The following is a 20294-nucleotide window of genomic DNA, read 5'->3' on the forward strand; positions in this document are numbered from 1 at the left end:
GTCTGGAATCGTGACCGTAACGCGATGCCGGTGTTGGTCAATTTTGCCGGCAAAGCCTCAATGAAAATCGCGCGAGGGCAGTTGCATTTCGCCGAGCAGCTCGCTGAGGTCGTACAGATCGCCGGCGATGAGGTGCTCCACGCCATCCACGCGTTCCCAGCGGCCGCGCACCGCCAGCAGGCGCGATTCCAGCAGTGCGCGGCGGCGGCGTAGCGCCAGGTGCGACCAGACGATGACGTTGATCATGCCGTGCTCGTCTTCCAGGGTGACGAAGATGGTGCCCTTGGCAGTGGCCGGGCGCTGGCGCTGGGTGACCAGGCCGGCGACATGCACACCGCTGCCGTGGTTGCGGCCTTGTAGTTCACGCAGGCCGAGGATGCGTCGCTGCCGCATCTGCGGGCGCAGCAGCGCCATCGGGTGCTGGCGCAGGCTCAGGCCGACCGAGCGGTAATCGGCCAGGATGTCTTCGCCTGCGCGCGGCGCCTCGAATTCCACCGGGCGCTCTTCGGGGCTACCAGGCAGCAGCGGCCGCCGCGCTTCCACGCCGGCCATCGCCCAGCGCGCAGCATTGCGATTGCCCACCATGCCTTGCAAGGCGCCGGCTTCGGCCAATGCCAGGCGTGCCTTCTCATCGAGTGCGGCGCGCAGGCACAGATCACCGATGTCGGCGAAGGCTCGCTGCACGCGTGCAGCGACAATACGATGTGCCACCCCTTCCGATAATCCAGCGACCTGACGCATGCCCAGACGGATCGCCGGTTGTTCGCCAGGGTCTTCGTCGCTACACCATGGCCGGCCACCGACCAGCGTGTTGTCCCAGACGCTATGCAGCACATCCACCGGCAACACCTCCACGCGCGCGCGCTCAGGACTGCCGCGGCGCGCGTCCTGCACGATCTGGCTGGCCGAATAGAAGCCCATCGGCTGCGCATTGAGCAAGCCGCAGGCGAAGGCTGCAGGTTCGTGACGTTTGAGCCAGCAGCTGGCGTAGACGAGCTTGGCGAACGAGGCGGCGTGGCTTTGCGGGAAGCCGTAGGAGCCGAAGCCCTTGATCTGTTCGAAGATCTGGTCGATGAAGGTGGAGGCGTAGCCTCTGTTCTGCATGCGTTCGCGCACGCGCGTGCGGTGCTGCTCCATGTCACCGCCACGGCGCCACGCTGCCATTGAACGACGCAGATTGTCCGCTTCGCTCTCTGTGTATTCGGCGGCATGCATCAGCAGCTCCATCACCTGCTCCTGAAACAACGGCACACCCAGTGTTGGCTTGAGGATGTCTTCCACCTCCGGCGATGGATAGTTCACTTCCTCGCGTCCCTGCCGCCGGCGCAGATATGGATGCACCATATCGCCCTGGATCGGGCCGGGACGCACGATCGCCACTTCGATCACCAGGTCGTAAAACACCGCAGGCTTGAGCCGCGGCAGCATCGCCATCTGGGCACGCGATTCGATCTGGAATACGCCCACCGTGTCGGCGCGCTGGATCATCTTGTAGGTCGGCTTGTCGTCGCCTGGCAGAGTGGCAATGGTGTAATCGCGTCCGCGATGACCGCTCACCAACTCCAGCGTCTTGCGGATGCAGGTGAGCATACCCAGCGCCAGGCAATCGACCTTGAGCAGCTTCATGGTTTCCAGATCGTCCTTGTCCCACTGGATGATGGTGCGATCGGCCATCGCTGCGTTTTCCACCGGCACCAGTAGCGACAAGGGTTCATCGGAGATGACGAAGCCGCCGACATGCTGCGACAGATGGCGCGGGTGATCGCGCAAGTGCTCGGTCACCGCAAGAATCTTGTTGATCAGTGGATTGGCAAGATCGAATCCGGCTTCTTCGATGCGCTGCTCCATCGGCGTTTCGCCATTGCCCCAGCCATAGCAATTGGCCAGCAAGGCGATCTGGTCCGGTGGCAGACCGAACGCCTTGGCCACGTCGCGCACCGCGCTTTTACCGCGATAGCAGATCACTGTCGCCGCCAGCGCAGCGCGTTCACGGCCGTATTTGGTGTAGACGTACTGCAGCACTTCCTCGCGCCGCTCGTGCTCGAAATCGACGTCGATATCCGGTGGCTCGTCGCGTTTTTCGGAGAGAAACCTTGCCATCAGCAAACGGGTTTCATCCGGATTGACTGCGGTGATACCCAGCGCATAACACACCGCCGAATTGGCCGAAGACCCACGGCCCTGGCACAGGATGTGCTGATCACGTGCGAAGCGCACCACATCTTGCACGGTGAGAAAGAATGCTTCGTAATTTTTGTGGGCGATCAGCGCCAATTCCTTTTCGATGTCGGCGCGTACCTTTGCCGGCGTTCCATTCGGCCACCGCTCACGCATGCCTGTTTCGGTGAGCTGCCGCAGATAGCTCGCCGGCGTATGCCCTTCCGGCACCAGTTCGCGCGGATAGGTGTATTCAAGCTTGGAAATATCGAAGGTACAGCGCTGCGCTAACTCCACCGTGGCCTGCAACAGCGCATCCGGATAGATGTTGCCCAGGGCCCGGCGCGTGCGCAGATGGCGCTCGCCGTTGCGGAACAGGTGCGCGCCGCACTCGGCCAACGGCAAGCTGTGGCGGATGGCGGTCAAGGTGTCCTGCACGATGCGCTCGCGGCGCTGCGCCATATGCACATCGCCGCTGGCCAGCGCGCTCATGCCCAGCTGCTGCGCCAGCAACTGCAAGGCAAGCAACCGCGCGGCATCGTCCTGTTCGCGATGCAGTTCCACCGCCAGGAATGCACGCTCCCCGAAGACCTGTTGCAACCAGGCACCCTGCTCGGCCTGCGGCTGCGCGCCGGGCATCCACACTGCGAACACGCCGGGTGCGACATCGCGAAACTGCGCCTCCACCTCGGCACGCCCCAGCCGATACGTGCCCTTGCTCGCCGCACGCCGCGCGGTGGTGATCAGCGCGCACAGTTGCGGATAACCATGCGCGTTTTCCACCAGCAGCACAAAGCGGGTGCCATCGACCAGGGTGAATTCGCTGCCGACGATCAGGCGCACGCCGGTGGCGCGCGAGGCTTCCAGGCCGCGCACGATGCCGGCCAGCGAGCATTCGTCGGTGATGGCCAGCGCGCTGTAACCGCAGTGCTGCGCGCGCGCGAACAACTGCTCGGCACTGGAGGCGCCGCGCAGGAACGAGAAGTCCGACAGGCAATGCAGTTCGGCATACGCAGGCAAGCCATCGGCCACCGCCGCATGGGTGATGTCGTCATTGGCCGCGCGCAATCGCGCTGCCACATTCCACGCACGCGGCATGCGCCCGCCGGGCGTATCGCGGTCAACACCGTCGACGGCGTCGTCCCAGCTCATGGGCGCACATCTTCAATATCGCGCTGCCACCACACCATCTTTCCAGTGAGCCGCAGATCGCCTCGTTGCAGATACTCTTTCATTGCGTGGCATCGGAAGCTTGCGGCACCGCTGCGGTGACCAGCCCGACAAGCAGTGCTCCGTTGCCGCAGGGGCATGGGGCGGATCATGCGAACCACCCATGCAACATCCAGCCATCCACACGGCCGGGTGCGGCGAATGCCCAACCACGTCGGCCGCGCGCAGTTTCTACGACGTAATAGTCGCGACGTGCTTCGTCGTCGTCCCACCAGCCGCTTTCCAATCGCTCCGGGCCGGAGACGATGCGTAACTGCGCATCGTGCAAGGGCACCGGCTGTGGCAACAACCAGGTGGGGCGCGGCGGGCGCGGTGGTGCATCGGTTTCGCGCACCGCATCGCCGATGGCGCGCCGCCAGGCGCGTTCCGGGCGCGGGTCGTCGGCCGGCAGCACGCGATACACCGCCTCATCGCCGAGCCGCGCGCGCAGGCGCTCGCGCAGCTGCGGCCACTCCACCGATTGTTGCGCACGCTGATCGAACAGATCGCGCATGGCCGGCACGAACGGCGGCAGTTGCCGCGCCAGCAGGCGCATCGCCACTACCGGGCGCGGAATCTCCACCCGCTCCAGCCGGTTGCGTGCAAGCTCGAACAACAGCGTGGGCGCACGCTCCGGCGTCAGCAGGCCGATCTCGACATCGGTGGCGCCTTGTTCGTGCTCCAGTCGCAGCAAGAACCGTTGCACGCCGCCATCGCGGATGGACAGATACGTGCACAGATCGCCGATCAAACGCCGCAGCGGGAACAACAGCGCCGGATGCATTTCCACCTCGTAGCCCAGTTCCACACGCTGGTCGAAATGATCTGGCGGTGCGTAACACTCCAAGGGGTCGTCGACCTGGCCGTAGAGGCGGTCCAGGTGATCGAGCAGTCCTGCACCGAAACGCCGACGCAGCCCATCGCGCGGCAACGCCCGCACAGCCGCCAACGTGCGCACGCCCATATGCTGCAGGCGCTCACCCACATCGTCAGGCAAGGCGGCACGGCGTACCGGCACTTTGTCGAGCGTGCTGTGCAAGGCCGGCAACTGCGTCACGACCATGCCATCGCGTAAGCCAGCCAGCACGCGCGCGGCGCGCGGCGTAGGCGCCAGTGCAAGCCGGTGCTGGAAGCCCAAGGCCTGCAGTTCATCGCGCAGGCGGCGCTCGAAACGTGGCCACGGACCGAACAACCGAAAACTGGCACCGGCTTCCAGCACGATGGCGCGCGACCATTGCTGGCTCACCAACGAACTATGCCGGTACGCCCACGCCGCGAGAAACCGCTGCGTGCGCGCCTCACTCTGCGCGTCGTAATCGATGGTGCGCACATTGGCCATCAGCGCATGCGCCGCCGATAGCCGCATGCCGGCTTTCAGACCGGCGGCAGACGCCGCTGCGTTGACAGAATGCAGGCTGCGCAACTGCGCCGGCCCTTCCACCAACACCAGCGGCGCGTGCGGCTCTTCCAGACGCCGAAGGACGGCGTCCAGCGCCAGCTGCGGCAGCAGTATGCAGGCCCACAACATGCGCGCGCCTCAATGCGCCAGCCGCAACGGCTGCGAGGGGACCTGCCCACCGCGGCATTTGCGCACCTGCCAGGCATCGCGCTCGGGCAGAAATTCCAGCCGCAAGGCGGCCGGCGATGCATTGACCGCATGCTTGCGGTCGCGCAGCGCGAATGCGCAGCAATTGCCGCTGTCGGCGGCGACTTGCAGCCGCCGCAACGCGCGCGCATCGCCGGTGTGCGGCCAGCCCAATACCGCCGCGCAGGCACCGCTGCGCAGGCATTGTTCGAACGCCCACAAGGCGTCGCGCGGCTCAGCCTGCACCACTTCCAGATGTTCCAGCACCACCCCGCCCGCCTGCCAGGCCGGTGCGTAGGGAATGAACGGCGGCGCCACGAGCACTACGCGGCTGCTGGCGCCGGTCATGCGTGCCAGCGTGGGCAACAACAATGCGATCTCGCCTACGCCGTGCGCGGGCAACAGCAATTCGGTCAGCGCCCGCCGCGGCCAGCCACCATCGGGCAGCAGCGCATCCAGGGCGGCATGCCCGGTGGATTCGCCGCCATGGGCGATCGCCGTGCCATGGCCCGCACGCCACACCGTGCGCGCGGCCAGCAAGGCATCCAGCGGCAAGGCCACTGCCGCGTTGCCGTCCTGCCTGATGCGCGCGGGCTCCTGGCTCATCTCAACCCTGCCGGATCAGACCGCAATACAGCCCTTCGATCGCGAAGTCGGCATCGGCGGCGATCACGATCGGCGCATGCGCGCGATTGCGCGGCAACAGGCGGATGCGCTCGTCGCCGCGCTCCAGCCGCTTGATGGTGATTTCGCCATCCACCCGCGCCACCACGATCTGCCCATCGCGCGCATCGTTGCTGCGATGCACACCGACCAGATCGCCGTCCAGAATGCCGTCGTCGATCATCGAGTCGCCTTGCACCTGCAACAGATAATCCGGGCGCAGCGAGAACAGCGCGCGGTCCAGCCACAGCTGACGATCCAGCCCGATATCCGCCCCGATCGGCACACCGGCCGCCACCCGCCCCAGCACCGGCAAGGCCAGCACCGCATCGCGCGCCGGATCAGGCCTCATCCGGCCTGGCACCCGGATACCGCGCTTTTGATTGGGCAGCAGCTCGATCAACCCGGCCTCGGCCAGTGCCTGCACGTGCTTTTGCGCGGCATTGCGCGAGGCGAAGCCGAATGCCTGCGCAATCTCGGCCAGGCTGGGCGACACCCCTGCGCGGGCCTGTTCCTGCAGGAAGGTCAGCACCGCCGCACGTTTGGGAGAGAGAGGTTCCATGGAAGAAAACGGCCAGCCGGGACTAGGTGTACATTTGTACACCTGTCGGTCGCAGCAGGCGAGATTGGCACATGCAGGTTGCTGAGCCGATTCAGCGGGCGAGCTTGCGACAGACCGGGCACCGAGTTATAACTTACGTAATAACAAGGGGCGCCGCCATGAAACTCAAGATCACCTCCATCGGCAATTCCGCTGGCGTCATCCTGCCCAAGGAACTGCTGGCCCGCCTGCGCCTGGGCAAGGGCGACGAACTGTATGCGCTGGAAACGCCCGACGGCATCAAGCTGACCGCGTTCGACCCTACCCTGGCCGCGCAGATGGAGGTGGCCGAGCAGGTGATGCGCGAGGATCGGCAGGTGCTGCACAAGTTGGCCAAATGAACACGCGCATGGTCGTCTGGATCGAGCGCGCGCTTGCCTTGGCAATACACGAACGTCAGTTGAGCGAGCACGGTGGCGCAGCTGGCGTTCGTGATGAAGCCTTGCTGGATTCGGCGCTGGCGCGCCCGCAACAGTTGTTCTCCTACGGCGATCCCCCGCCCGACCTGGTGGAACTGACTGCGAGCCTGGCCTATGGGCTGGCACGCAATCACCCGTTTGTGGATGGCAACAAGCGCACCGCCCATGTCTGCTATCGCGTCTTTCTTGGACTCAATAGTGCTGAGCTCATTGCATCGCAAGAAGACAAGTACGTCGCCATGATGCAATTGGCCGATGGCGCCTGGAGCGAGAAGCAGTTTGCACAGTGGCTACGGGCAAGGGTGCGTTTGCGTGACGACCGGCATATCCATGAGACACGACCCACCTATGGCTGAGCATCCCTCCGGCTGATAGCACTCTGCTTTGCGCTTGAGCCGTGCAGCCGTGCAGCGCGTTTCTACTTCCGTCATCAGCGGTCTCGTTGCACCGTGCACAGTGAAGAATGCAAGCAAGCAGGGCGTCAATATCGCTGAAGCCTGGGCCTGCAGCCGCTCACGCAACACTGGCCATCCCTGGCCGTGCCGCTGCTACGCAACGCGTTACGCTCGTTACGCTCGTTACGCAGTCTATTGCGTCAGCTACGCTCAGTCCTTCGCATACACCACACCCAGTTTGTCGATCTCGTCGCCGGCGCGGCCGGTGAAACCGGCGATATGCCAGCCGCTGGGCGCAGTCAGCGTATAGGTCTCGCTGCTCGGGGTGCCCACCTGCACGCTGCGGCCTTTGTTGGTGCGCAGGCTCAGTGAGAACACGCGGGTGCGGTCGTTGTACTTGCCCACCGTGAATGTGGCCGAGGACAACGTTTCGTTGGCGCCCAGCGACAACGTGGTCGCCTGCCCACCGCTGCCGCCGTGCGCGAGCAGTTTGCCGCTGTCCAGGATCACACCCAGGCCATCCAGGCGCGCGCCGCCGCGCAGGGTCACCCCGCTGAGCGGGCGACCGCCGGTGTTGCCGGCCAGGTCGTTGAACGGGATACCGTGCGGGCCACCGAACTGGTCGCTGGTGCGCAGTCGATCGCCCACTGCCCAACCGAACTGCGCATGCAGTGGGTAGTGGTCGGACAAGGGCTTGCCTGCGCTGTCGTAGAAGCCGCCGCCATCGAGCTGGTAACGGTTGGCCACCAGGGTCAGTTGCGGCGCATCGCGGTACAGGATCTTGTCGACCACTTCGCAGGCATTGGTGGGTGGCGTGCCGCAGAGCAGCGGCTCAGCGCCGGCCGCCGGTGCGCTGCCCTTGATCAATTCCAGCCACGGATCGGTCAAACCGTTGGAGGCGATCAGCTCGCGGATGTTGTCGTCGCTGCGGGTGTAGCGCGTGTTGGAATCCATCATCACCAACACCGCGTTGCCGGACGACCAGGTCTGGATGAACTGCGCCAGCTGACCGATGTTGGCGCGGCGTGCGGACAGATCGCCTGCTTCGACACCGGCATTGGGATGCGCGTTGTAAACGTCCAGCAACACGCCGTCTGCCAGGCGCACGCGCATGTAACTGAAACCCTTCGGGGTCAGGCAGTCGGTGCCGTTGCACTGATTCCACTTGATCCGCGTGAAGTCGCTGAAGGGATAGTTGCTGAGCGTATTGAGCCCGTCGCCGAAGGCGGCACCACCGCTGGTGGCGGTGCGGTACGGATGCGCATCGCCGGCGTACAGCGCGGCGTGGTAGTTGAAGTCTTCCTGCACATTGACCAGGCCGTAAGGTGCCAGTTTCGGCGCCAGCAGTGCGGTGTTGGTGGCCGGCGTTCCGCTGGACAGCCCTTCGGGCAGGCCGGCGACGTTGTAGGTCAGCACATCTAGGACGCCGACGTTTGTTTGCGCCTGGGCGATGCCGGCACAGGCAAGACTGAGAGTGATTCCGAGACTGACGAGAGTACGTAGCTGGTGGAGCATAAATCGCCTCTTGCAGTGATGAGAAACAGCGGCTGGCACGGTGGCCAGAGAAACGGCGCCAGATGCGCCGATGCAACCACACGCCCCGGTCGTGGCCGGCCGCGTGCAGCGTCATTCGCTCAGGTAATGCGGGTCGATTGCGGCGCCGATCAAGCTGGCCAGGGTCGGCAGTGGGCAGTCGTACTCCGGTGTGGCGCTGCTGCAGCCGGGAATGAACACTGGCGACGAGGGCGGCGGCGCCTGTGGCGTCAGCGCGCGGCGTTCGCGCAGTTGCGCCAGGGTCTGCGCGGTGTAGCGCAAGCGGATCACGCGCTGCCCATCGGCACGGCGCCAGCGCTCGAACACCAGCGCGCCACCGGGCACGGTCTGGTCAGGCTGGTAACCGGGCAACTGCCAATGCAGATCGAACATGCCGGCCAGTAAGGTCAGCGTGCCGTCGTGCCCGGACAGCACTACCAGCCGTGCATCGCCACCGATCGGCGTGGGGTGCGGTGCATTGCTGTTGCCGCTGGCATTGCTGTTGCCGTTGCTGTGAGTATCAGTGCCAGCGTCGGCAGTGCTGCCTTGCTGCAAGGTCGCAAGTAATCGTGCGGCCAGCGGCGAACTGGCCATGCGCGCCACCGTCGGCGCACGCAGACGCAGCGCGAACTCGGCCTGATGCGGTGCGAATGCGCGCAGCAGACTGGCCTCGTTCACGCCTTGCCACCCTAACGCGGCAAAGTCATGTCCATCGGCCCAGCCCATCAGGAGGCTTTCGCTGATGCCCGATGCAGATGGTGCCGGGCCTTCGACACCGGCGATTCCATCGTGGGCATCGCCCATGCGCGAGTGCACCGCATCCAGGCGTTGTTTGCCGGTACCGGCCTGCGCTGGACACGGCCGCTGCGCGCACTGCAGCAGCAATTGCTGCAGGCTGTCGATCGCATCGTGTTGCGCCGCATTCCAGGCCGCAACATCGCCACCGACGCGGCCGGCGATGGCCGCGCGCATCAATGCAGCGGCAGCCGGCTGCCGCAATGCCGGGGCACCGTCGAACAGTGGATCGGACGCGTCAACGGCAACGTGGTGCACCGTGTTCGTGCACCCCGGCGTGAGCGTGCTTGCCAGCGCGCGTGCCGAGGCGATGGTGCGCTGGGTGCGATTGGCCCAGTAATAGACGTTGGCGCAGCCATCGCCATCGAACAGACCGAGAGGTGCGTAATGCGCGCGGTAATAGGCTCCGAACAACGCTTCCAGATGCGCACCGTTCGCGGTCAGGTGGCCGGCCGGCACAGCGAAGCGTGGCCAGGGACGTGCGGAATAGCGGCCCAGCTGCTCCGGGCTGGACATCGCCGCACGCACGCCGTGGCGCTTGAGGATGACGACTTTTTCAAGCGTCTCCGGCGCCGCGGCAGCGGCATGCGCCACTTCCAACGCAGCCGGACCGGCAACGAACAGCACAAAGAAACACATACAGATACGAGGCAGTAATGACATGAGTGGTCTCGAAACGTGGTGCACCCACTGCATTGCGCGAGATCTCGCGCAATGCAGCTGGCAACAGCGCCAATGCGGGCGATGCTGCCTTGCATGCGGCGCCCTGCAGTAGGCGCCGAGTAGCGGCAGTGGCTGCCGCTGACAACCGTGGAACGGCGATCAACGCAACTGCGCAGCTGTCAGGTGGGCGTGGCCGATGCAGGAGCGGCATGCACCGCTCCTACGCTCGGACCACAAGCGCGCCGTCCGCAGCCAGCTGACGACTGCTCGCCAGGTGGTGTCAGCCACCCTCAAAAACGCGCGCGCATCCCCACCGACCAGGTGCGGCCGTAGTCGGTATAGCCGCCGAACAGGTGATCGCCAACGAACTGGCGCTGTACTTCGCCGGTGAGATTGATCGCATTGACGAATACCGACAGCGTGTCGTTGACCTTGTAAGCGACGTTCGCATCCAGGCTGCCGAACTGGTCGCTGTTGAGCGTGGCCACATTGGCGGTGCCGACCGCGTTGAGAATGTCGTCGCTCCAGCTGTAGCTGACGCGTGCCATCAACGGCCCCTTCTCGTAGAACAGCACGGCGTTGTAGGTGTTCTTGGCAACGCCTTCCAGGCTGTCGGTGAAACTGCTGGCGCCGTCGTGATAGGTGGCCTTACTGTCGGTCCAGGTGTAGTTGAGCTGCATGCCCAGGCCATCCAGCGGCGACGGCAAGCCGCTAAACACCTGCTGGTACGCCACTTCCGCGCCCTGCACCATCGCCTTGCTGCCGTTGGTCTTGGACGACAGCAGATAGGTCTGGCCTTCGTAGACAAGGTTGGACATCTGGGTCTGGATAAAGCTGGAAATATCCTTGTAGAACAACCCGCCGGTCAGGGCCGAGGTGCCATCGATGTACCACTCGAAGGTCAGGTCGTACTGCCATGCCTCGAATGGCTGCAACGCAGGATTGCCGCCACTGGCGGTGAAGCGTTCGCCGCTGGAATTGAAGGTGAGCTTGGACGACAGATCGGTGAGGTCCGGGCGCGTGATCACCTTGGCAGCGGAGCTGCGCAGCACCATGTCCTCGCGCACGTCCCAGGCTGCATTGAACGAGGGCAGCACATTGGTGTAGCTGCGCTCGAAGTGCACCGGTTGCGCGCTGCCGTTGACATCGGCATGGCCATCGGTGGCCTGTTCGGTGCGCACCACGCGCGCACCGAGGTTGCCGCGTAGCTCGCGGCCGGCCAGTTCGGTGCCGAAGTTGGTCATCGCGTAGGCCGAGGCGATCTTTTCCTGCACCTCATAGGAATTCTGCAGGTCGGCGCTATTGGGCGTATTGCTGAGATCGGCGCTGGTCGGCCAGTTACCCCAGAACGTGGATTCGATCGGCGCCAGCCATTGCCGCGGCAGGTTGCCGTTGGCATCGGCCAGCATGTCGCCCACCGGCAATGCAGTGAAATTGCTGCCCGGGAAGCGCACGCCGGCGATGCTGTTGAGCAGCAGGTCGGCGCGGTCGTAAGTGCGCGAGCGCTGGCGATACTTGGCGCCCACCTTGAAGTCGCGGAAGAAGTTGCCCTCGAGCGCACGCTTGGCATCGAACTGCAGTGCGTCTTCCTTGTCGCGCGCGTCGATCTCGCGCCATTCCAGCCGGCGCCCTGCCACGGTGGCCGGGTTGGTTGGATCGAAGCCGTTGGTAAAGCTCCAATCGGGCACGTTGTCGCCGTCGGCTTGCGGCATGTCCACACGCATCGACAGGTTGGTGCCGCTGCGCAGACGGGTGCGCCGGATCGGGTCCGAATCGTAGCTGTGCGCCTGCGAGTGGAATGCCACTGCGCCGAGCGTCCAGCGGTCGCCGCTCCAGGTGCTGGACAGGCGCGCACTGCGGTTGTCGTCGGTGATGCCGGAGGTTTCGCGCGAGATCTGTACCTGGCCGTTGCGATAATCGAAACCGGTAATGCCGCCGTTTTCCACGCGCAGATTGCTCAGCTTGGCCAGGCTGTCGAAGCCCACGCCCATGCTGTACTCGTCGTAATGCACGGTCTGCTTGGCATAGAGCAGATCCAGGTTGGTTTCCCATTGTGCGCTCGGCTTCCACTGCAGCGAGGCAGCCACACCGGTGCGTTCGCGCTCTTCCAGCTCCAGCGTCGGGCGCAGACCGGTGGGCACGTAAGTGGCACCGGGCACACCCGGCACGCCGTTGCGGTAATAGTCCCAGCTCACCTCGTTGACGCGGTCCTGGCGCAGCGTACGTTGCGCATACGCGCCGGAAATCAACATGCCGAAGGTGCCTTCGGCATTGACCCAATTGAACAGCCCGGAGACACGCGGATCGTTGGCCTGGGTGCGCTGGGCCTGGCTCGATTCCAGCGACACGTTGGTCAGCGTCTTGCCCAGTTCCAACGGGCGGAACGTGCGTACGTTGATGATGCCGCCGATCGCACCTTCGTCCAGATCGGCGGTGGGGCTCTTGATCACATCCAGCCCGGAGACCAGTTCGGCCGGCAATGTGTCGTAACGGAACTGCCGCCCGGTCTGACCGGAAGTGCGCACGTTTTCGTTGACCGCCATGGTCTGGCCATTGAGCGTGGTGACCTGGAAGTTCGGGCCCAGGCCGCGCACGCGCACGTACACCCCTTCGCCGCGATCGCGCACGATCGACACGCCGGGCACGCGCTGCAGCGCTTCGGCCACGTTCTGCGCCGGCAGCTTGCCGATGTCTTCGGCAGCGATCACATCCACTACGCTGTCGGCGTAGCGCTTCTGCCGCAGTGCGGCGCTGAGGCTGCCGGCGTAACTGCCGAGCACCTGGATGCTGTCCAGCTCCTGCACAGGTGCGTCTGCGCGCGGCACTGGTGCCGTTGCGGTCGTTGCAACGGCCGCGGTTGCAGGAACCGCTTGCGGCGTGCCGGGTGCTGGCTCGGCGGTTTCGATCGTCACCGTGGTCGCATTGAGATAGCGGTAACGCAGGCCGGTGCCATCGAGCAATTGCTGCAAGGCCTGCTCAGGTGCAATGCCGGCAGCGGTGGCGCGGGTCTGCGGGTTGCCGGCCACGCCTGCGGCATAGACAAACTGCAGCCCGGTCTGACGCGACAGCGCATTGCGCGCGCGCCAGTGGCTGTGCAGGAATCGCATCGACCGCGATGGTGGCGGGTGCCGCCTGGGCGCCGGCAGTGCCGGCATGCAGGGCGAGAGCGATCGAAAGAAACAACGTACGGCGCATCGGGGAATCCAGTAGGGGAGGAAGCAATGCGCAGCACCACCGCAAGGCGGGAATGCTGCGTTGTACCCGGACTACGAGGATCGACAGCGACAATCGGGCACCGTTTTTTGATGAATTTTCTGTGACACGTGCGGGAGGTGCGAGCGCTGAGCGCGCGCAGGCGATGCACGCATCGATACGTCACTTGGCACCGCGGCTATCGCGTAAGCGTGTCCTGCGCAGGCCGGCTGCGCACACGCAGAACTCCCGGCGCGCTGACCACGCGCAGGTTCGGCTGGCCCTCGAGGAAGGCGCGCAGCGAGGCGATATCGTCGCCGCGCAGATTGCCGGTGAGCCGCAATGCACCGGCGGCAGCGTCGTCGATCAACAAGCGCGTGCGATTGAGCCGATTGAAGTCTTCGGCCACCGTGGCTAGCGGTGCGTCGCGGAACACGATGCGCCGCTGCCGCCAGGCATGCATCGTGGCCACCTCTTCGCTGGCGAGTTCGACCCGGCCAGTCGCATCGTCGATACGCGCGCTCTGCCCTGCCCCCAGATTGGCGAGCATCGGTTGCCCAGCGCGCTGTTCGTGCCACACGTGTACACGGCCCTCGGCCACCTCGATACGTGCCTGGTGTTGATACAAGGCAATATCGAAGGTGGTGCCGATATCCTCCACACGCAGATGGCCTGCGTGCACTTGCAAGGGGCGCCGGTCCGGTGCGACCACAAAGCTGGCCTGGCCGCGCAACAGCTGCAGGCGACGGCTCCACGGCGTCATGATCGCGCGCACGCTGCTTTGCGCATTCAGATGCACCACGCTGCGATCGGCCAACTGCACGCTGCGCTGCTCTGCGTGCACAGTGGTGTAGGTTTGCGTGCGCGGCCAGGCCCAGCCAGTCAGCACTGCCACCCCGCAGAGTGCTGCGGCAAGCCCCATGCTCCAGCGGCGCACGTGCGCACTGCGTTGGGCTTCGGAGCGGCGCGACTGGGCCGCATGTTGCGGCGTCAATCGTGGCGGCAACGGCAGCGCGATCACGTTACGTGCTACTGCATCAGTGCTCTTGCACCGGTCGGCGTCGAGCAGAGCATCCACGTCCAGTTCCATGCCGCGCAACGCATCGCCCAGTTCGCCAGACACGCGCAGCACGGCCATGTATTCGCGCACGTGCAGCGGCGATACCGTCAGCCATTGCAGAAAGCTGGCCTGTTGCCCCGCATCCAGCGCCTGCATGCGTTGCAGCGCATGCCAATGCGCGGCCTCAGCGACAGCGCTGCGGTTTGGCACTGCAGACTTACTCACCAGCTTTCTCCGCTGTCGGCCACTGCCCGTCTGCACGCCGACAACCCGCGCACCACGTGTTTCTTGACCATATGCGCAGATACCCCCATGCGCTCGGCGATCTGTTTGTAGCTCAGCCCATCGCGGTATTGCATCACCAGGACCGCACAGGTGCGCTCCGGCAATGTTGCCAGCAAAGCCTGCAAGCGTTGCTGGCGCTGCTGCCGGTGCGCGGCGTCTTCCACATCGTCGCCTGCGGCCAACAGCTGCGAAAACTGCTCCATCTCTTCGATGCGCAGCGGCGCCTGTTTGCGTCGCACGGCCTGCTCGCGCGCCAAGTTCAGCGCCACCGTATACAGATAAGCCTCGGGATTGCCGATCGCCTCACCCTGATCCTGATGCGCACGCAACAGGCGTAGATAGGTCTCCTGCACCAGATCCTCGGCCTCTTCCTTGGCACCACGCCGCACGAAAAAGCCACGCAGCACCGATCCATGCTGGGTGAACACCTGCGTCCACGCGCGGGCGGCGTTGGCTTTCATGAGTGGGCGCTCCCCTTGCGCTGGGCCGAGTAGCCTGGCCAATGCAGGTGACACCACGATGACGCGCGGTTGCATGGCGTGCGCCCGCGCATGCAGCGTCGTGCCGCGCCGCTCCAACACGCGTGTCATCCACACAAGCGACGTCATGCGCAGCAAGCGCGTCCCGCTGCACGCGCAAGCATGTTGCGACATCGCGCACGTGTGAAAGATGCATCACCCACCTACACCACACCTTGACCAGGCAGGCATCAAGGTAAGCGTCCTCCTCTCAGCCATCGCCACGGGGGTTCGCATGAATGCCACGCCCGCCACTGCCACTCATCTGGCGCCGGCCACCGCTACCACTGCTGCGCCGACCTACCCGGTCAACCTGCGCATCAACGGTCAGCCCTACCAATTACAGCTCGAAGCCTGGGTGAGCCTGCTCGACCTGTTACGCGACCGGCTCGATCTCACCGGCACCAAAAAAGGCTGCGACCACGGCCAGTGCGGCGCGTGCACCGTGCTGGTGGATGGTCGCCGCATCAATAGCTGCCTCACGCTTGCGGTCATGCAGGATGGGGCCGACATCACCACGGTCGAGGGCCTGGCCGATGGCGAACAACTGCATCCGTTGCAGCGCGCATTCATCGAAAACGATGCCTTCCAGTGCGGCTATTGCACGCCTGGGCAATTGTGTTCGGCTGTCGGCCTGATCAACGAAGGCAAGGCGCACGACCGCGATCAGGTGCGCGAATTGATGAGCGGCAATCTCTGCCGTTGCGGTGCCTATCCGCAGATCACCGATGCGGTGATGGAGGTCTTGGGCAAACCCAGCGACAGCAGCGAGAGCGCCACCACACCGTGGACGCCAGGGACGGTGCCGGCATGATTCCGCTTACCTACACGCGCCCGGACAACGTCGATGCGGCGCTCACTGCACTTGCAGTGCGTGGGGACCCACAGCCGGTGCCTGCCGAAGCCCCCGTGCGTCTGATCGCCGGCGGCACCAATCTCACCGATCTGATGAAGCTGCAAGTGATGCGGCCCAGCCGCCTGGTCGATATCAACCGGCTGCCACTGGACAGCATCAGCACGCAGCCCGATGGCGGACTGCGCTTGGGCGCGCTTGCGCGCAATGCCGACACCGCTTACCACCCGGAGGTGGAAACACGCTACCCCTTGCTGAGCGCCGCGATTCTGGCCGGTGCCTCGCCGCAGATCCGCAATATGGCCAGCAATGGCGGCAACCTGTTGCAGCGCACGCGCTGCGTGTACTTCTACGACCATGCCACGCCGTGCAACAAGCGCGAGCCAGGCACGGGATGCTCGGCCATCGGCGGGCTGACCAAATATCACGCCATCCTGGGCGCCAGTGCGCACTGCATCGCCACGCATCCCTCGGATATGTGCACGGCATTGGCGGCGCTGGATGCAGTCGTGCATGTGCAAGGCCCCTGTGGCGAACGCGATATTCCCTTTGCGCAGTTCCATCGTTTGCCGGGCGATCATCCGGAGCTGGACAGCACCCTGGCGCCGGACGAGCTGATCGTGCATATCGATCTGCCCGATGCGCAGCGCTTCGCCGCGCACAGTGCCTATCTGAAAATTCGCGAGCGCCTGTCGTATGCCTTCGCGCTGGTCTCGGTGGCCGCAGCGCTGGAGTTGGCAGAAGACGGCAGCATCCGCGAGGTGCGCGTTGCACTGGGCGGCGTGGCGCACAAGCCCTGGCGCAATCCCGAGGCCGAAGCACAGCTGGTGGGCAAGCCGGCCACGGCAGAGAGTTTCGGCAGCCTGGCCGATGCGTTGCTGCAAGGCGCGCAATCGCAAGGCGAAAACGCCTTCAAATTGCCGCTGGCCCGCCGCGCGATCGTGCGTGCATTGGACGTCGCCCGCGAGGGCACCACCGACAACCGCGGGCGAACCAGCGCGCTGGAGGAATCGCCATGAACGCACGCAGCACCGATCTATCCAACAGCGACCTGACCCCACCGGTTGCCGACAGCGGCACCGGCTATCGCCCCACCGGCACCGGCGTCACCCGCATCGATGGACGCGCCAAAGTCACCGGCCAGGCGCGCTATGCCGCCGAATGGCCGGTGGCGGATCTGGCCTATGGCGTGGTGGTCAACAGCAGCATCGCCAAGGGCGAGATCGTGGCGTTTCATCTCGCCGCCGCGCGTGCAGTGCCCGGCGTGCTGGAGATCGTCACCCATGAAAACCGCCCGCACATGCGCGGGATGGATCTGTTCTACAAGGACATGACCGCACCTGCCGGCTCGCCGTTCCGCCCCTTGTACGACAACAAGATCCTGTACAGCGGCCAGCCGATTGCCCTAGTGGTGGCCGACACCTTCGAAGCCGCGCGCCACGCGGCGCACCTGGTGGAAGTGGAACTGCTGCAGGAACCGCACGAAACCAACCTGATGACCAATCTGGACCGTGCGCACAAACCCAAGGCCATGAAGGCCGGTTTCTCGCCGCCGCCCAAGGACAAGGGCGAGCCGGAGACGGCTTTCGTCAATGCCGCCGTCCAGGTCCAGGCCGACTATTACAGCGGCGTGGAGCACCACAATCCGATGGAGTTGTTCGCCTCCACCGTGATCCGCGAGGACGATGGCCACTTCACCATCTACGACAAGACCCAGGGCTCGCAGAACAGCCGTTGGTATGTCTCGCATGTGTTCGGTTTGAGCAAGCGCAAGGTCACCGTGCGCAATCCCTACGTGGGCGGTGCGTTCGGCTCCGGGTTGCGCCCGCAGTATCAATTGCCGCTGGCGGTGATGGCCTCGATCCTGCTGGACCGCTCGGTGCGCGTGGTGCTGACGCGGCAACAGATGTTCACCTTCGGCCATCGCCCGGAGACATTGCAACGGCTCAAGCTCGGCGCCGACCGCGACGGCACCTTGCGTGCGATCTGGCACGAAGCCATTGCCGAAACCTCACGCATCGAGGATTACGTCGAGGTGGTGGTCAACTGGAGCGGGCAGTTGTACGCCTGCGACAACGTGCATCTGGGCTACAACCTGGTGAGCCTGGACCAGTTCAGCCCGATGGACATGCGTGCACCCGGCGCCGCACACGGCGTGCATGCACTGGAAGTGGCGATGGACGAGTTGTCCTATGAACTCGGCATGGATCCGCTGGCGCTGCGCTTGAAGAATTACGCCGAGGTCAATCCGGCCGACGACAAGCCTTTTTCCAGCAAGGCACTGCGCGCGTGCTACCAGCAAGGTGCCGAGCGCTTCGGTTGGGCGCAGCGCCCGTTGCAACCGCGTGCACGCAAGGAAGGCAATGAATGGGTCGGCTGGGGCATGGCCACCGGCCAATGGGATGCGATGCAGATGTTTGCGCGCGCGCACGCGGTGTTGCATGCCGATGGGCGGCTGGTGGTCAGCAGTGCGGCCAGCGATATCGGCACCGGCACCTATACGGTGATGGCGATGATCGCCGCCGAAGCGCTGGGCTTGCCGCTGGAACAGGTCACCTTCCAGCTCGGCGATTCCACATTGCCGGTCGCACCGATCGAAGGCGGCTCGTCGCATGTGACCACCGTGGGTTCGGCGGTGGATGGCGCGTGCGGGAAACTGCGCGCGCGGCTGCTGCGGCTGGCGCAGGCGTTACCGAATTCGCGCTTTACCAAGGCCAAGCTGGACGAGGTGGTCTTCGCCGATGGCACGCTGGCATTGCGCGCCGATGCCGGCACCACCATTGCCTTGACCGAATTGTTGCGTGCAGCAGAACTGGAACAGATCGAAGACAAGTTCCTGCTGCTGCCCAATGTGCTCAAGCAACGCAAGTACACCCGTGCCACCCATGGTGCGGTGTTTGTGGAAGTGCGGGTGGATGAAGAGCTGGGCACGGTCCGCGTCACCCGCGTGGTCAGTGCGATTGCAGCCGGGCGCATCCTCAACCCGATCACCGCGCGCAGCCAGATTGTGGGCGGCGTGGTCTGGGGCATCGGCCAGGCATTGCACGAGCACACTCAGTCCGATCACCGTTTCGGCCGTTTCATGAATCATGATTTTGCGATGTATCACGTCTCGGCCAATGCCGACATCCACGACATCGATGTGATCTTCGCCGACGAGGACGACCGCATCGTCAGCAGCCTGGGCGCGAAGGGCGTGGGCGAAATCGGCCTGGTCGGCGTTTCGGCTGCGATCTGCAATGCGATCTTCCATGCCACCGGGAAACGCATCCGCAGTACCCCTATGACGCCAGACAAGGTGATGGCGGACTGAGGCCTGCACTGCAGGTGCCTACGCCCCATCAGGTAGAGCGATCTGCCTGAGGGCGGACGCTGCAGCGTGTTGTCGCTGCAGCATCCGCGGCGACCACTGTCGCAACACTCAGGTCAGCCGCGTGTCCGTGGTGCCGAACCAGCGCAGACGGCGCGTCTAGCTGACTGGAAGATGTGTCTTTCGGAGGATCGAGCGGCAGCGGCACGAAACCTGTGCCGCTAGCGGCCGACGCAGCGCGTCCAACAAACCATCACATGCACTTAGGTGCGCGTGGCCGCCATGAAGTGCGCGCGGTCCTGCTGGGTGCGCCGGCGGATCTCCGCCAGTGCATCGCTTTCGGTCGCTTCCAGCATGGATTCGAACAGGCGCTGGAAGTGGTTGCGCATGGCCGTGCGCGCCGCCACCGGGTCGCGTTGCTGCAGGGCCTGCAGGATGGCGGTGTGCTCGTCCACGCGAGTGGCGCCGTCGTCGTGGCAGACCCGCGCGTACACCTCGCGCACGCGCGGCAATTCGTTGCGCATGCGCCAGATCAACTGCACGCAGTGCGCCACCACCGGGTTGCCGCTGATGCGCGCGATCGCCAGGTGGAATGCACGGTCGTATTCGGCAGCGGCCGCATCGCTGAGCCCTGGTGCGGACAACGCCTGGATCATGCCGCGCAATTCGTCCAGCTCCGCATCGGTGATGTGGCTGGCGGCCAGTGCGGCCGCCTCCGCCTCGATCACCGCCCGCGCGGCGGTCAGCTCGAACGCGCTGACATCCGGCAACGCGCCCTCGTCCGAGGCCAGGCGTGGCTTGACGTACACGCCCGAGCCGATCTTGATCACGATGCGGCCCTGCGCCTCCAGCGCGATCTCGGCCTCGCGCACGGTGACGCGGCTGACGCCGAAGCGCTCGGCCAACTCGCGCTCGCCCGGCAGGCGCGAGCCGACCGGGAATTCGCCCGTGTCGATCAGCGCGCGGATCTTGGCGGCAACGGAGTGGTACAGGCGGTTTTCGGACATCGGCGACTCAAACCCTCAAGGTGATCGGCCCGGCACGCAGATGCCGGAC

General features: G+C 65.0%; 14 protein-coding genes, 1 other RNA gene and 1 pseudogene. 6 read left to right on the top strand and 10 right to left on the bottom strand.

The features are described 5' to 3' along the window. Window positions 1-57: 57 nt before the first annotated feature. The 4 genes from FFY45_RS03420 to lexA all read right to left on the bottom strand — a co-directional run bounded on the left by FFY45_RS03420 (window position 58) and on the right by lexA (window position 6176). The gene (locus FFY45_RS03420; RefSeq protein WP_176339426.1) at window positions 58-3309 is read right to left on the bottom strand and encodes an error-prone DNA polymerase; all 3252 of its coding nucleotides are present in this window, start codon (window positions 3307-3309) and stop codon (window positions 58-60) included. Window positions 3310-3475: 166 nt separating this feature from the next. Continuing rightward, on the bottom strand, window positions 3476-4894 hold the full coding sequence (locus FFY45_RS03425; protein ID WP_176339427.1) for a Y-family DNA polymerase: 1419 nt from the start codon (window positions 4892-4894) through the stop codon (window positions 3476-3478). 9 nt (window positions 4895-4903) lie between these two features. After that, a complete protein-coding gene (gene imuA, locus FFY45_RS03430; RefSeq protein ID WP_176339428.1) occupies window positions 4904-5557 on the bottom strand; it encodes a translesion DNA synthesis-associated protein ImuA in 654 nt (217 codons plus the stop codon). Window position 5558: 1 nt separating this feature from the next. After that, entirely contained in the window at window positions 5559-6176 is a 618-nt protein-coding gene (gene lexA / locus FFY45_RS03435; RefSeq protein WP_176339429.1) for a transcriptional repressor LexA, read from the bottom strand. A 158-nt stretch (window positions 6177-6334) separates the two neighbouring features. Between lexA and FFY45_RS03440 the strand changes: the two genes are divergently transcribed. Together FFY45_RS03440 and FFY45_RS03445 are read left to right on the top strand one after the other, a co-directional pair. Then, window positions 6335-6556 (top strand): AbrB/MazE/SpoVT family DNA-binding domain-containing protein, encoded by a 222-nt coding sequence (locus tag FFY45_RS03440; protein ID WP_006450805.1) that lies wholly within the window; start codon window positions 6335-6337, stop codon window positions 6554-6556. Between the two features lie 8 nt (window positions 6557-6564). Next, complete coding sequence (locus FFY45_RS03445; RefSeq protein ID WP_176339658.1) at window positions 6565-6990, top strand: type II toxin-antitoxin system death-on-curing family toxin; 426 nt, start codon at window positions 6565-6567, stop codon at window positions 6988-6990. Window positions 6991-7239: 249 nt separating this feature from the next. Here FFY45_RS03445 and FFY45_RS03450 read toward each other — a convergent pair whose 3' ends face one another. Both FFY45_RS03450 and FFY45_RS03455 read right to left on the bottom strand, forming a co-directional pair. Further along, entirely contained in the window at window positions 7240-8544 is a 1305-nt protein-coding gene (locus tag FFY45_RS03450) for a jacalin-like lectin (RefSeq protein WP_176339430.1), read from the bottom strand. 111 nt (window positions 8545-8655) lie between these two features. Continuing rightward, the gene (locus FFY45_RS03455; protein ID WP_255171859.1) at window positions 8656-9996 is read right to left on the bottom strand and encodes a histidine-type phosphatase; all 1341 of its coding nucleotides are present in this window, start codon (window positions 9994-9996) and stop codon (window positions 8656-8658) included. 233 nt (window positions 9997-10229) lie between these two features. Here FFY45_RS03455 and FFY45_RS03460 point away from each other — a divergent pair. Further along, a non-coding RNA gene (locus FFY45_RS03460) (sX9 sRNA) lies at window positions 10230-10306 on the top strand. Between the two features lie 4 nt (window positions 10307-10310). On the opposite strand, the pseudogene FFY45_RS03465 reads toward FFY45_RS03460, so the two are convergent. The 3 genes and pseudogenes from FFY45_RS03465 to FFY45_RS03475 all read right to left on the bottom strand — a co-directional run bounded on the left by FFY45_RS03465 (window position 10311) and on the right by FFY45_RS03475 (window position 15018). Continuing rightward, window positions 10311-13215 (bottom strand): annotated as a pseudogene (locus tag FFY45_RS03465) (TonB-dependent receptor). 196 nt (window positions 13216-13411) lie between these two features. After that, entirely contained in the window at window positions 13412-14497 is a 1086-nt protein-coding gene (locus FFY45_RS03470) for a FecR family protein (protein WP_176339431.1), read from the bottom strand. Then, the gene (locus FFY45_RS03475) at window positions 14494-15018 is read right to left on the bottom strand and encodes an RNA polymerase sigma factor (RefSeq protein WP_176339432.1); all 525 of its coding nucleotides are present in this window, start codon (window positions 15016-15018) and stop codon (window positions 14494-14496) included. Before FFY45_RS03475 ends, FFY45_RS03470 begins: the two co-directional genes overlap by 4 nt. Window positions 15019-15310: 292 nt before the next feature. Between FFY45_RS03475 and FFY45_RS03480 the strand changes: the two genes are divergently transcribed. Genes FFY45_RS03480 through FFY45_RS03490 form a run of 3 tightly spaced genes read left to right on the top strand, consistent with a single transcriptional unit; the run spans window position 15311 to window position 19241 of the window. Beyond that, the gene (locus tag FFY45_RS03480; RefSeq protein ID WP_104550519.1) at window positions 15311-15889 is read left to right on the top strand and encodes a (2Fe-2S)-binding protein; all 579 of its coding nucleotides are present in this window, start codon (window positions 15311-15313) and stop codon (window positions 15887-15889) included. Further along, window positions 15862-16947, top strand: coding sequence for an FAD binding domain-containing protein (locus tag FFY45_RS03485; RefSeq protein ID WP_176339433.1), 1086 nt, complete (start codon window positions 15862-15864; stop codon window positions 16945-16947). Before FFY45_RS03480 ends, FFY45_RS03485 begins: the two co-directional genes overlap by 28 nt. Further along, entirely contained in the window at window positions 16944-19241 is a 2298-nt protein-coding gene (locus tag FFY45_RS03490; protein ID WP_176339434.1) for a xanthine dehydrogenase family protein molybdopterin-binding subunit, read from the top strand. Before FFY45_RS03485 ends, FFY45_RS03490 begins: the two co-directional genes overlap by 4 nt. A gap of 260 nt (window positions 19242-19501) precedes the next feature. On the opposite strand, the gene FFY45_RS03495 is transcribed toward FFY45_RS03490, so the two are convergent. Next, on the bottom strand, window positions 19502-20245 hold the full coding sequence (locus FFY45_RS03495; protein WP_023903054.1) for a FadR/GntR family transcriptional regulator: 744 nt from the start codon (window positions 20243-20245) through the stop codon (window positions 19502-19504). Between the last annotated feature and the right edge of the window lie 49 nt (window positions 20246-20294).

Source organism: Xanthomonas hortorum (assembly GCF_011305375.1).
Taxonomy (GTDB): domain Bacteria; phylum Pseudomonadota; class Gammaproteobacteria; order Xanthomonadales; family Xanthomonadaceae; genus Xanthomonas; species Xanthomonas hortorum_E.

Bases quoted from the DNA above. Each gene is read 5' to 3' on its own strand.
- FFY45_RS03450 (WP_176339430.1), bottom strand. From the start codon at position 8,544: ATGCTCCACCAGCTACGTACTCTCGTCAGTCTCGGAATCACTCTCAGT.
- FFY45_RS03425 (WP_176339427.1), bottom strand. From the start codon at position 4,894: ATGTTGTGGGCCTGCATACTGCTGCCGCAGCTGGCGCTGGACGCCGTC.
- FFY45_RS03475 (WP_176339432.1), bottom strand. From the start codon at position 15,018: ATGAAAGCCAACGCCGCCCGCGCGTGGACGCAGGTGTTCACCCAGCAT.
- FFY45_RS03490 (WP_176339434.1), top strand. From the start codon at position 16,944: ATGAACGCACGCAGCACCGATCTATCCAACAGCGACCTGACCCCACCG.
- imuA (WP_176339428.1), bottom strand. From the start codon at position 5,557: ATGAGCCAGGAGCCCGCGCGCATCAGGCAGGACGGCAACGCGGCAGTG.
- FFY45_RS03495 (WP_023903054.1), bottom strand. From the start codon at position 20,245: ATGTCCGAAAACCGCCTGTACCACTCCGTTGCCGCCAAGATCCGCGCG.
- FFY45_RS03480 (WP_104550519.1), top strand. From the start codon at position 15,311: ATGAATGCCACGCCCGCCACTGCCACTCATCTGGCGCCGGCCACCGCT.
- FFY45_RS03420 (WP_176339426.1), bottom strand. From the start codon at position 3,309: ATGAGCTGGGACGACGCCGTCGACGGTGTTGACCGCGATACGCCCGGC.
- lexA (WP_176339429.1), bottom strand. From the start codon at position 6,176: ATGGAACCTCTCTCTCCCAAACGTGCGGCGGTGCTGACCTTCCTGCAG.
- FFY45_RS03445 (WP_176339658.1), top strand. From the start codon at position 6,565: ATGGTCGTCTGGATCGAGCGCGCGCTTGCCTTGGCAATACACGAACGT.
- FFY45_RS03455 (WP_255171859.1), bottom strand. From the start codon at position 9,996: ATGTGTTTCTTTGTGCTGTTCGTTGCCGGTCCGGCTGCGTTGGAAGTG.
- FFY45_RS03440 (WP_006450805.1), top strand. From the start codon at position 6,335: ATGAAACTCAAGATCACCTCCATCGGCAATTCCGCTGGCGTCATCCTG.